Here is an 11,864-nt window from a genome sequence, read left to right on the forward strand (position 1 = left end):
CACGCCATCTCCCGCCAGCCGTTGGCCACATGTTAGCGATCGGTTGGCGGCTCCTGATGGGATCAGTACATCGGGCCCGGCCCCGCCGGTACTCGCGCGCAACGCGTAACTCGGGGGAGTGTCACCGTTGCGGCCGGGCCCGCTCAGCTCCTGCGGAGTTGCCTCAAATCCCCTACGGGGAGAGGGATTTGAGGCGCTCTCGCGGGCGGCCAGGCCGCGCGGTAGCCGTCGTACCCCCACGGCGAGCGACGAACCGCAGGCCCCCACCGGCCCCCACCGGACCCGGCGTCCCTTGGTTTCCGGCACCAGTTACTCACCGATCGCCCACTATTCGCGCACGTACTTATTCGAGTGCGCGCCCGCGCACCCAGCGAATGCCCCCCGGACGCACCTCACTCCGACAACGGCACCCGCACCGTGAACACCGCTCCCTCCCCCGGCGTACTCCGCGCCGTCACCGTCCCGCCGTGCCCCTCCACCAGCTTCCGGACGATGGCGAGGCCGAGGCCGCTGCCGCCCGTCGACCGCGTACGCGACTTGTCCGCGCGCCAGAAGCGGTCGAAGACGTGCGGCAGGTCGGTCGGCTCGATGCCGGTACCGGTGTCGGCGACCTCCACCTCCACCGCGTCGGGCGTGGCGCGGCAGCTGATCGTGACGCTGCCGCCCTCCGGCGTGTGCCGGATCGCGTTGGAGACCAGGTTGCCGATCGCCTGGCGCAGCCGGAGCGGATCGGCCGTGAAGCAGGGATCGCCGTACGTCTTCGCGCTCAGCCGTACGCCCGCCGCCTCGGCCCCCGCCTGATGCGCCGCCGCGACCTGGTCCACGACGTCGGACGTGTGTATGGGCTCGCGGTGCAGCCGGAGCGTACCGGCATCGGCGGCGGCCAGATCCTGGAGATCGTTGACGATGTGCTGGAGCAGCAGGGCCTCTTCGAGGAGCGAGGAGACCAGCTCGGGGTCGGTGGCGACCACGCCGTCCTCGGCCGCCTCGAGCCAGCCTCGGATGTTGGAAAGCGGCGTACGCAGCTCATGCGCGACGTCACTGACCATGGCCTGGCGCTGGTCCTCCAGGGCCTTGCGGTGCGCGGCCATGTCGTTGAAGGCGTCGGCGAGCTGACGTATCTCACCGGCGGAGCCCGCCGAGCGCGCGGTCACCGGTTCGCTCGCCTCGCCCGTCTTCATGCGCTGGGTCGCGGTCGTCAGCGCCCGCAGCGGCCGGATCAGCCGGGTCGCGGCGAAGGCGGTGACGGCGACCGTCACCGCGAGGATGCCCGCCGAGAGCCCCGCGAGCCGCGTGGTGTCGGCCCCGGAGAGGCTGAACCCCGAGTTCGCGCCCGCGCGGGCCGCCGCGGTGCGCGAACCGTCGGAGCTGGTGACGAAGAGGAGCGCGGGCGCGGAGACGTACGGCCCGAGCTGCTCACGCCGCGCGCTGCCTACGCAGGCGGCGGCCTTGGTGTCGGCCTCACGGTCCACGCGGGTGCTGTCCACCGGGTCGGGGAGTGGTCCGGTGGGGGCCGTTGACTCGGTGTCCGGCTCGGCAGGACTGGGGGTGGGAGCGGGAGTGGGAGTGGGGACGGGAGTGGCCCGCCCGGAGGACGTACCCGGCCCAGAAGGCGCACCCCGCTCGGAAGGCGCACCCGACCCCGAAGGCGTACCCGGCTCGGCAGGGACGACGAAACTCGCCCAAGGTCTCCCCGTCCTGGCGGCGCGTTCCGCCACCCCGCCGTCAGACCGCCGCCACGTCAGATCGAGCTCGACCGTGACCGGTGGCTCACCCCCGCGCCGCAGACATGCGTTGGTGAGCTCGTTGAGCCGCTTGAGGGCCTTGCTCTCCGTGTGGGTGGGGACGACGAGGCGCGTGTCGTTGCAGGTGTAGTCGAGGAACCGGTTCGGGTCGTTGGGGGCATCGATGCGCGGACGCCCGCCCGGGCCCTGGACGGACCGGGCGACGACCCCGAAGTCGTGCATGCAGCCCACGACATCATCGGCCACCTTCGCCAGCTCCGTCCGCTCCCGCCCCGAGAGCCGGAAGGGACCGACCGCGCGCGGATCAATACGGTCGAGCCCCGCGGTATCCGCGTCCTCGCTCCCCGCACCGCTCTCTCCTCCACTCCCGCCCCCTCCCCCTTGCCCACTCCCCGCCCCCGCGGTCAGCGCCCCGTCGACGGCGAGCGGGTCGACGACGGCCGAAGCCTTGGCGGGCAACTCGGCGCCGGGCGCTCCCTCGCCACCACTCCCGCCCTCTCCCTTTCCCTTTCCCCGCGAATCGGCGATGACGACGCGGTCCTGCGTGGTCAGGGCGATGCGCCGCCCGGTCTGCCGGGCGAGCTCACGCACGGTCCGCTCGGCGCCGCGCCACCCGGGCGCGGTCGCGGCGAGGCCGAGCAACTCGTCGTACACACGTGCGTCGTCGGCGAGGACCTGCCCCTGCTCCTGCCGGATCGCGCCGGAGGTGGTCTGCGCGGCGAGCCACGCGGTGGCTGCGATGGAGAGGACGGAGACGAGCACGGAGACGGCAAGCAGCCGGGTCAGCAGGCTCTTGCGGAACGGTATGTCACGCGCCACGTCGCCCCGCCGCGCCGAAGACCGCATTCGCGTTCACGTTGGCATTCGCGTTCGTGAGCTTGTACCCGACGCCGAAGACCGTCACGAGATGACACGGCCTGCGCGGATCGGTCTCGATCTTCTTGCGCAGATTGAGGATGTGTACGTCGACGGTGCGGACGGATATATAGCCGGACGACCCGTGGATACGATCCAGGAGCTGGGGCCGTGTGAACACCCTCTCAGGCTCCGCGGCCAACGCCGCGAGCAGCTCGAACTCCCCCGGCGTGCAGTCGACGAGCCGCCCGTCGACCGTCACCTCATGCCGCACCGGATCCACTACGAGCCCGCCGACCCGCAGCACGCGCGCCGCCGCCTCGGCGCCCTCGACGACCGGATGGTGCGTGCCCTGGGCGCGCCGCAGCAGCGTACGGACACGGGCCATCAGCTCGCGCGGGCTGTACGGCTTCGTCAGGTAGTCGTCGGCGCCGAGGTCGAGCCCGAGCAGCAGATCGTCCTCGGTGGAACGTGCGGTCAGCATCAGAATCGGAATCCCGGCCACGGAAACGCCTCCGATGCCCGCCTTGTCCCCGCCCCGCAGGACGCGCGTGACGCCGAGGCCGTCGACGCGCGGCATCATCACGTCGAGTACGAGCAGGTCGGGGACCCGGCTCCGCACCTCGTCGATCGCGGCGCGCCCGTCATGGACGACGGTGACCGTGTGGCCCTCGCGCTCCAGATAGCGGCGGACCAGCTCGGCCTGTTTCTCGTCATCCTCCGCGACCAGGACAGAAGCGCACATGGGGCCGAGCATAGGCCGGGCGGTACGGACCGAACGGAATACGGACGGCGGCCTGACAGGATCCTCATAAGTCTCCGGGCTCGCCGGTCCAGCCGTCGTGCGGCACAACCACGACCTGGAACTCATCCTCGTAGACGATCCGCCCGGGATCCGATGACCGCACCACCCGGCACTCGACGCCGTGCGCCTGAAGGATCTCCAGATACCCGGGTACGCGATCGATGAGATGCGTGGCCGTGACCTTGAACCAGGCCACGGCACCGGGCGTGGCCTCGTGGTCGTAGACGGTGGGATCGACCTTCGACGGGGTCGGATACGCGGCGTCGTACCAGTCGTTGTTGGCCCGCCGGAAGCGCTCCTGCTCCGGAGTCAACTTGCCGTCGCGCGCAAGCCCGTTGACGAGAACGAACACTCCCGGGAAGTGCCCGCGCGCATGGCGCGTGGGCGACTCGAACCGAACATACGTGGCAGCTACGTCATCGCTCATCGCGGCATCCTCGCACTCCGCCGGAGCCCCGGCACGACTACCCCTGGAGCACCACCCCCCGCGCCGGCCCGCGGTCTCCCTCCGGCACCCATACGGCCTCCCCGCCTCGCGCCCCCGCCCCGTCACCCCGAAGGTGGTCGGCATGAACCGCATCGCCGCAGCCGCTGCCACCGCCGCCCTCCTGACCCTCACCGCCGGCGCCTGCTCGGACGGCGACGTGGACAAGGTCAAGGACAGAGCAGCCTCCGCGACCGCCAAGGCAGGAGAGGCCGTCTCCTCCGCGACGGAAGCCGCGGCCTCCAAGATGGCCGAGGTGAAGGACGGGGTGGACGCGAAGGGCGACGTGAAGGTCGACGGCGACACCAAGTCCGACGGCGACCGGACGACGGCCAAGATCACGGCCACCAACAGCACGGACAAGAAGGCCGACTACACCATCTCCGTCAACTTCCGCGACGGTGACGGCAAGCTCCTGGACACGGCCGTCCTGAACATCGGCGACGTGGAGCCCTCCAAGTCGAAGCCCGGCACGGCCCGCAGCAACCGGAAACTCTCCGGCACCTCGAAGGCAGAGATCGGCAAGGCACTGCGCCACTGACGAAGACGCCCGCCCACCCAGCCACCCACCTGCGAGCTCAGTGGACTCAGGGGACGAGCGACCGCCAGATCCTCTCCGGCAGGACACGCGCGGCCTCGTCGAGGTCGACGTCGTCGATGCCGGACAGCCAGCGGCGGGCGGTCGCGACGACGGGCCCGAGGACCAGCGCCTCGATCAACGGCATGGGCAGCGGGGCGAGTTCACCCGACTCGATGTGCTGCCGCATCCACTCGGCCATCGGGGAGAGCCTGGCCTCCTGCGCGTCGCGGAGCTGCTTGGCCTGCGCCATCCCGAGCCGGTCGGCATACGAGGAGTGCAGGAGCCGGGAGGCGTCCGGGTACTCCTGGATGAACGTGAGGTAGGTCCGCACAAGGGCACGGATACCGGTCCGGGCGGTGCGGGAACGCTCCACGCCGGCGGCCAGCTCGGCGAGGAGACGGCCGAGCCAGCGCAGCAACAGGGCGTTCATGAGCCCGTCGACACTGCCGAAGTGGTGGTACAGGCTGCCGAGGCTGACACCGCTGGACTTCGTGAGGGCACTGACGGTGACGCCCTGCTCGCCGGAGTCGGCGTACACCTGAAGCGCGGCGTCCAGGAGTCGGTCGGCGGTCTCTGCGCCACGTTGTTGCTTGGGGCTCATGGTGGGACCAAGCGTAGAGCACGCCATTTCTAGAGCAGTTTTCTAGAAAATACTCCCAGAAGACGGCACCACTACCGACCTCCGGCCGAGCAGAAGCAAAACATCCTTCTAGAAAGATCTTCCAATCAGCGGCCTCGATGGTCCAAACTGGACCACGTGCCCCGACCCCGTGTCCGGGCACACGTCCGGGCCGCGGCCCGGGCCTGTGTCCGTCCGTGCGGCCGGGGGGAGCGCACGGACCGGCACAGGCAACACCGACTCCACCCGCCAAAAGCAAAAGCCCCAGGTCACGGCGAGTGAGTCCTGAGGCTTCTACAGAGCCGCCTTCGGGATTCGAACCCGAGACCTACGCATTACGAGTGCGTTGCTCTGGCCATCTGAGCTAAGGCGGCACGCGCGTCCCGCACCTATGGTGCGATCAGCAGCGACGCCAAGTCTACACAGTTTCCGGGGGTGCTCCGTACACGGTCGGCGGGCGGCCCTCCCGGGCCCCCGCCACCCCCGCCGCCCTCGTCATCCCTGTGAGCAGCGCTTCCCGTCCGCCGGTGCCTTCCCCTTCAGCAAGTACGCGTTGATCGCCGAGTCGATGCACTCGCTGCCCCGGCCGTACGCCGTGTGCCCGTCGCCCTCGTACGTCAGCAGCTTGCCCGAGGAGAGCTGGTCGGCCAGCGACTTCGCCCAGCGGTAAGGGGTCGCCGGGTCACGTGTCGTGCCGACCACGACGATCGGGGCCGCGCCGTCCGCCTCGATGCGGTGCGGCTCGCCCGTCGCCTTCACCGGCCAGTACGCGCAGTTCAGCGAGGCCCACGCGAGACCCTCGCCGAAGACCGGTGAGGCCTTCTCGAAGTCCGGGAGCGACTTCTTCACCTTGGCGGGGGAGGCGAAGGCCGAGGGCAGGTCCAGGCAGTTCACGGCGGCGTTGGCGAACATGAGGTTCGCGTACGTGCCGTCGCCCTCGCGCTCGTAGTAGCTGTCCGAGAGTTCGAGGAGGCCCGCCCCGTCCTTGTCCTTCGTCGCCGCGGCCAGAGCCGTGCGAAGTTGGGGCCAGGCCGCCTCGTCGTACATCGCCGCGATCACGCCCGTCGTGGCGAGCGCCTCGCCGAGCTCGCGGCCGTCGGGGTCTCCGGCGGGGATCGGCTCACGGTCCAGGTCATCGAAGAAGGACTTGAGGCGCTTGCCCGCGTCCGCCTCGCTCGTCGTGCCCAGCGGACAGTCCGCCCGGCCGACGCAGTCCTTCGCGAACGACTGGAACGCCGTCTCGAATCCCGCCGTCTGGTCGCGGTTCATACGGCGGGCCGGCAGCGAGGGGTCCATCGCGCCGTCCAGGACGAGACGTCCTACGCGGCCGGGGTAGAGCCCCGCGTACGTCGCCCCCAGGAACGTGCCGTACGAAGCGCCCACATAGTTCAGCTTCTCGTCGCCGAGCACCTCGCGCAGGAGGTCCATGTCCCGGGCGGCCTCGACCGTGGAGACATGCGGCAGCACCTGGCCGGAGCGCTTGTCGCAGCCCTTCGCGAACTCCTTGAAGGAGTCGACCAGTTCGGTGGTCTCGCCCTGATCGTCCGGCGTGATGTCCGTCTGCGTGTACGCGTCCATCCGCTTTCCGTCGAGGCAGGTGACGGGCTCGCTGCGGGCGACGCCGCGCGGGTCGACCGCGACCATGTCGTACCGGGCGCGGACCTTCTCGGGGTAACCGAGTGCCGCGTACGACTGGAGGTATCCGATCGCCGAGCCGCCGGGGCCGCCCGGGTTGACCAGGAGGGAACCCAGGCGCTTGCCGGGGCCCGTGGCCTTCTTGCGGGAGACGGCGAGCTTGATCTCCTTGCCGCCCGGCTTCGCGTAGTCCAGCGGCGCCTTCATCGTGGAGCACTCGAAGCCGGGTACGCCGCACTCGCGCCAATTCAGCTTCTGCTCGTAGAAGGGGGACAGCTCCCGCGGGGTGGCCCGGGGCAGCGCGGCCATGGACGCGTCCGCCGTCGAGCTGCCGGCTGAGCAGCCGGAGATGAGCAGTCCGGCGGCCAGGAACGCGGTGGCCGGGGTGCGGAGTCCTCTGATGCGCATCACGCGAGACTAACGTCATGTGTTGGCCGCGTTACACAATGTGCTCGTATGGGTGACCCGTCAAACTCCGTCGCCCCCCGCCTAGCCCGCCCATAGGCGAGGGGCACCCCCGCCTAGCCCGCCCGCAGCGCCACCGTCATCGCCTCCACCGCGAGCAGCGGCGCCACATTGCGGTCCAGGGCGGTGCGGCAGGCGCCGATCGCCTCTATGCGGCGCAGCGTGGACTCGGGCGAGGTGTCGCGCGCGATCCGCTCCAGCATGTCGAGCACCTCCGTGTTGGCCAAGGCCACGCGGGAGCCGAGCTGGAGGGCGAGCACGTCTCGGTAGACACCGGTCAGGTCGATGAGCGCGAGGTCGAGGCTGTCGCGCTGCGTACGGGTTCTGCGGCGCTTCTGCCGGTCCTCCAGCTCCTTCATCGCGCCGGCCGTGCCGCGCGGCATCCGGCCGCCCTTCTCCGCGCCGAGCGCCGCCTTCAGGTCGTCCGTCTCCTTGACGTCGACATCCTCCGCGACCTGCTTCGCGTCGTCGCTCGCCGTGTCGATCAGCTCCTGCGCGGCCTTGAGGCAGCCGCCGATGTCCGACACGCGCATGGGCAGCTTGAGCACGGCGGCCCTGCGCTCGCGCGCCCGCGGGTCGGTCGCGAGGCGCCGGGCGCGGCCGATGTGCCCCTGCGTGGCACGCGCCACGGCGGCGGCGACATCCGGGTCGATGCCGTCACGCCGTACGAGCACGTCCGCGACGGCCTCCACCGGAGGCGTACGCAGCGTCAGATGACGGCAGCGGGAGCGGATCGTGGGCAGCACGTCCTCAAGGGAGGGCGCGCAGAGCAGCCATACGGTGCGGGGAGCGGGCTCTTCCACGGCCTTCAGGATGACGTTGCCCGCGCCCTCGGTGAGGCGGTCGGCGTCCTCCAGGACGATGACCTGCCAGCGGCCGACCGCGGGCGACAACTGGGCCCGCCTGACCAGCTCGCGGGTCTCCTTGACGCCGATGGACAGCAGGTCCGTACGCACGACTTCCACGTCGGCGTGCGTGCCGATCAGACTCGTGTGGCATCCGTCGCAGAAGCCGCAGCCGGGGGCGCCGCCGAGCGCGCGGTCGGGGCTCGTGCACTGGAGCGCGGCGCCGAAGGCACGGGCGGCGGTGGACCGACCGGAGCCGGGGGGGCCGGTGAACAGCCAGGCGTGCGTCATCTTCGACGCCTCGGGCTGCGGGGCGCCCGTGGCCACGGCGGTGACCAGGGCGTCGGCGTCCTTGGCGGCGGCCTCGAGCTGCTCGCTCACCCGCTCCTGGCCCACCAGGTCGTCCCATACGGTCATAGGTCACCGCCTCCGCCCTGCACCTGCGTCGCACCTCGCGCTGTCGAATTCATTGTGGAGCACGCCACTGACAACGCCGTGCCGACCAGCGGTACGCCGAGGTCAGCGGGGCAGTACTCAGCGCTTGCGACCGCCTCCGCGACGGCCACCGCGGCCACCTCCGCGACCGCCGCCGCCCCGCTCGTCGTCCTCGCCCTCGTCCTCACGCGACCCGAGCAATTCGTCCGCCAGCGACGGGAGATCGTCCAGCGGAGTCTCCTCCGCCCAGTCGGAGCGGGGCCGCTGCCGGGGTGTGCCCTGCTCGTCGACCTGGGGCAGCTCGCGGGTCCGGGAGTTTCCTCCGTCCGGCGCGGGCGGCTGCTCGGACCGCTCGTCGCGGAAGTAGCCCGGCGGCACCTTGTCCTCGCTTACGGCAGGCAGTACGGCCGTCTCGTCGGCGGCACCGGGCACCGGCGGCTGCGGCAGCACCTCGGTCTCATCGGAGCCTGCCGTGTCCCGCACCGCGGGCAGCACCGCGGTCTCGTCAGCGGCTCCCGGAGTTCCCGCTCCCGGAGTGGCCGCACCAGGGGCAGCCGCTCCCGGCTTCACGACAGGCGTAGCCACCGTCGTCTCGTTGTCAGGCACAACGTCCTCAGGCGCGTTCGCAGGAGAATCCGCAGGGGTTTCCTCGGAAGGCTTCGCAGGAGAATCCGTACGAGGCTTCGCCGCCGAAGCCGGCGTGGACGTCCGCGAAACCGCCGTCGCAGCCGCCGCCGAAGCCGCGGCAAGGCGCCGTGCCTCCTCCGCCCGCCGCAGTGCCTCCTCGGCCTTCCGCTGCTTCTCGAGCCGCCGCTCCTCGGCCTCGGCCCGGAGCCGCGCCTCTTCCTCCGCCTCGCGGCGGCGCCGCGCCTCCTCGGCCGCCCGCACCTTCTCCTCGGCGAGCAGACGTGCCTGCTCCTCCTCGGCCCTGCGCTTGGCCTCCTCGGCGCGCTGCCTTGCCTCCTCGGCCTGGCGCTCGGCCTCGCGGCGCTGCGCCTCCTCCAGCTCGCGGCGCTTGCGCTCCTCCTCCTCGGCGCGGAGCTTGGCGAGCTGCTCCTGGCGCTCGCGCTCGACCCGCTCCTCCTCGGCCTTGCGCGCGGCCTCTTCCTCGGCCTTGCGGCGCGCCTCTTCCTCGGCGGCCTTACGGGCCTCCTCCTGCGCCTTCACCTCGGCTTCGGAGAGCGGCAGCATCAGGTCGAGCCGATGCCGGGCGACGGTCGTGACCGCCTCCGGATCCTGGGCTGCGTCGATCACCAGGTAGCGGCCCGGGTCGGCCGCGGCGAGCGTCAGGAAACCGGAGCGCACGCGCGCGTGGAACTCGGCGGGCTCCGACTCAAGGCGGTCGGGGGCCTCCGTGAACCGCTCACGGGCGGCCTCCGGCGATACGTCGAGCAGCACCGTCAGATGCGGCACGAGCCCCGCCGTCGCCCACCGGGAGATACGGGCGATCTCGGTCGGGGACAGATCGCGGCCCGCGCCCTGATAGGCCACGGACGAGTCGATGTAGCGGTCGGAGATGACGACCGCGCCGCGCTCAAGGGCGGGGCGTACGACCGTGTCCACGTGCTCGGCGCGGTCGGCGGCGTACAGAAGTGCTTCGGCGCGGTGCGAGAGCCCGGCCGAGGACACGTCGAGCAGGATCGACCGCAGCCGCTTGCCGACCGGCGTGGCTCCCGGCTCGCGCGTCACGACGACCTCGTGGCCCTTGGCCCGGATCCACTCCGCGAGCGCCTCGGCCTGCGTCGACTTGCCCGCGCCGTCGCCGCCCTCCAGGGCGATGAAGAACCCGGTGGCGGCGATCCCCTGCACCGGGTCGTCGCCGCCGCGCAGCGCGTCCCGCAGGTCGTGCCGGAGCGGAATGCCCTGCCGGTCGTCGATCTTGGCGAGGACCAGCGCGGCCACCGGCAGGAGCAGCGCGCCCACCAGCATCAGCGTGAAGGCGGCGCCTCCGTGGTCGAAGACGAACTTGCCGTTGACGAAGCGGTGCGGACCGATGGCCGCCGCGACGACGGGGGCGATGAGCGCGCCGAGCGCGATGAAGAGGCGTACGACGGCCTGGACATGCTCGGTCGTGCGCGCCCGCCGGTAGTCCTCGACCTCCTGGTCGAGCAGCGCGTGCCCGGTGTGCGCGGCGATGCCCGCGGCCACTCCGGTGAGTGCCAGGAGCAGCAGCACGGTCGTCACGTCGGGCACGAGGCCCGCGGCGAGCAGCGCGACGCCGGTGAGGGCGATGGCGAGCGCGAGCAGGCGGCGGCGCGAGAGCGAGGTCAGCAGGGACGGCGAGGTGCGGATGCCGACGGCGGTACCGCCGGTCAGCGCGAGGACGATCAGGCCGTACGTGACGGGCCCGCCGTCCAGGTCCTTGGCGTGCAGCACGGCGACGGCCACGGAGGCGGCGATCGCGCCGGCGATGGCGGCGCAGGCGGCGACGAGCAGCGGGATCGCACCGGTGCGGCCCTTGTCGGTGCCGCTGCCGGTGCGCGGCCTGCGAAGGCCTTCGAGCGGGCTACGCGCGCGTGGCGTCTGCGTGGGGGGAAGTTCGAGGAAGTAGACGATCGAGAGCGAGGCCGCGAAGAGCCCGGCGGCGACGAACGAGCCGAGCCCGGCCTGGTGCAGCTCGAACCAGTCGATCCCGGAGCCGAGCAGGTTCCCGATCAGCGTGACGGCGACGAGCGCGGCGGCCGCGAGGGGCAGCGCCATGAATCCCGTACGCAGCGAGAGGCGCCGCAGTGCGTCCATGTGGTCCGGCAGCGGCCGCACCGTCGCGCCCTCCAGGGGCGGCGCGGGCAGCAGCGCGGGCGCGGCGCTCTCGCGGCACACCGTCCAGAAGCGCTCGGCGACGCCGATGACGAAGGCAGTGACGAGCAGCACGGCGAGCGCGTTGTCCGGGGTCCAGTCGATCCAGAGCGGCGCGACGATCAGCAGCGCGGCCCGCAGACCGTCCGACACGACCATCGTCCAGCGCCGGTCCAGTGGCCCGGCAGGTGACGTGATCGAGCTCAGCGGCCCCAGAAGCACCGCCCCGAAGAGCAGCGTCGCGAGAACGCGCGCCCCGAAGACGGCGGTGACGGCGAACGCCGCTCCTCGGTATCCGCCCCCGAACGCGCCTTCGGCGATGGCCGCTTGCAGCGCGAGCACCACCAGGACAAGGAGGGCGAGTGCATCGCCGACACCTCCGACGAGCTGGGCGCTCCAGAGCCGCTTCAGCTGCGGCACGCGCAGCAAGGCGCGGACAGCACGCTCTCGGGAATCTGCGACCAGGGCGTCGTCGGGGGCCGGGTTTCCGACCGTTGGCTGCTCGGCACGCGTCATCCGTCCAGCCTATCCGGCCGGTGTGACACACCGAAGGGGCGCCCGAACAAACGGGCGCCCCTTCGGTTCACACATTCACAGCGC

8 protein-coding genes and 1 tRNA gene are annotated in these 11,864 nt (G+C 71.6%); 1 reads left to right on the top strand and 8 read right to left on the bottom strand.

Annotated features, from left to right (window positions below):
- Positions 1–392: 392 nt before the first annotated feature.
- The 3 genes from ACGFX9_RS28190 to ACGFX9_RS28200 all read right to left on the bottom strand — a co-directional run bounded on the left by ACGFX9_RS28190 (position 393) and on the right by ACGFX9_RS28200 (position 3,832).
- On the bottom strand, positions 393–2,564 hold the full coding sequence (locus tag ACGFX9_RS28190) for a sensor histidine kinase (RefSeq protein ID WP_393477977.1): 2,172 nt from the start codon (positions 2,562–2,564) through the stop codon (positions 393–395).
- On the bottom strand, positions 2,554–3,345 hold the full coding sequence (locus ACGFX9_RS28195; protein ID WP_393477982.1) for a response regulator transcription factor: 792 nt from the start codon (positions 3,343–3,345) through the stop codon (positions 2,554–2,556). The genes ACGFX9_RS28190 and ACGFX9_RS28195 overlap by 11 nt, the downstream gene beginning before the upstream one ends.
- 64 nt (positions 3,346–3,409) lie before the next feature.
- A complete protein-coding gene (locus ACGFX9_RS28200) occupies positions 3,410–3,832 on the bottom strand; it encodes a hypothetical protein (protein ID WP_393477987.1) in 423 nt (140 codons plus the stop codon).
- A 142-nt stretch (positions 3,833–3,974) separates the two neighbouring features.
- Here ACGFX9_RS28200 and ACGFX9_RS28205 point away from each other — a divergent pair, with 142 nt between their 5' ends.
- Entirely contained in the window at positions 3,975–4,430 is a 456-nt protein-coding gene (locus ACGFX9_RS28205; RefSeq protein ID WP_393477991.1) for a hypothetical protein, read from the top strand.
- A 46-nt stretch (positions 4,431–4,476) separates the two neighbouring features.
- Here ACGFX9_RS28205 and ACGFX9_RS28210 read toward each other — a convergent pair whose 3' ends face one another.
- The 5 genes from ACGFX9_RS28210 to tmk form a co-directional block, all read right to left on the bottom strand.
- On the bottom strand, positions 4,477–5,070 hold the full coding sequence (locus ACGFX9_RS28210) for a TetR/AcrR family transcriptional regulator (RefSeq protein ID WP_393477996.1): 594 nt from the start codon (positions 5,068–5,070) through the stop codon (positions 4,477–4,479).
- Positions 5,071–5,388: 318 nt separating this feature from the next.
- Positions 5,389–5,462: transfer RNA gene (locus ACGFX9_RS28215), tRNA-Thr, on the bottom strand.
- 121 nt (positions 5,463–5,583) lie between these two features.
- Positions 5,584–7,131, bottom strand: a complete 1,548-nt coding sequence (locus tag ACGFX9_RS28220) for an alpha/beta hydrolase (protein ID WP_393478001.1) — start codon at positions 7,129–7,131, stop codon at positions 5,584–5,586.
- A 113-nt stretch (positions 7,132–7,244) separates the two neighbouring features.
- Positions 7,245–8,450: a DNA polymerase III subunit delta' gene (locus ACGFX9_RS28225; protein WP_393478005.1), complete on the bottom strand. Its 1,206-nt coding sequence runs from the start codon at positions 8,448–8,450 to the stop codon at positions 7,245–7,247.
- A gap of 117 nt (positions 8,451–8,567) precedes the next feature.
- On the bottom strand, positions 8,568–11,780 hold the full coding sequence (gene tmk, locus ACGFX9_RS28230; protein ID WP_393478010.1) for a dTMP kinase: 3,213 nt from the start codon (positions 11,778–11,780) through the stop codon (positions 8,568–8,570).
- Between the last annotated feature and the right edge of the window lie 84 nt (positions 11,781–11,864).

This window comes from Streptomyces sp. NPDC048436, from assembly GCF_043200355.1.
In the GTDB taxonomy this organism is placed as follows: domain Bacteria; phylum Actinomycetota; class Actinomycetes; order Streptomycetales; family Streptomycetaceae; genus Streptomyces.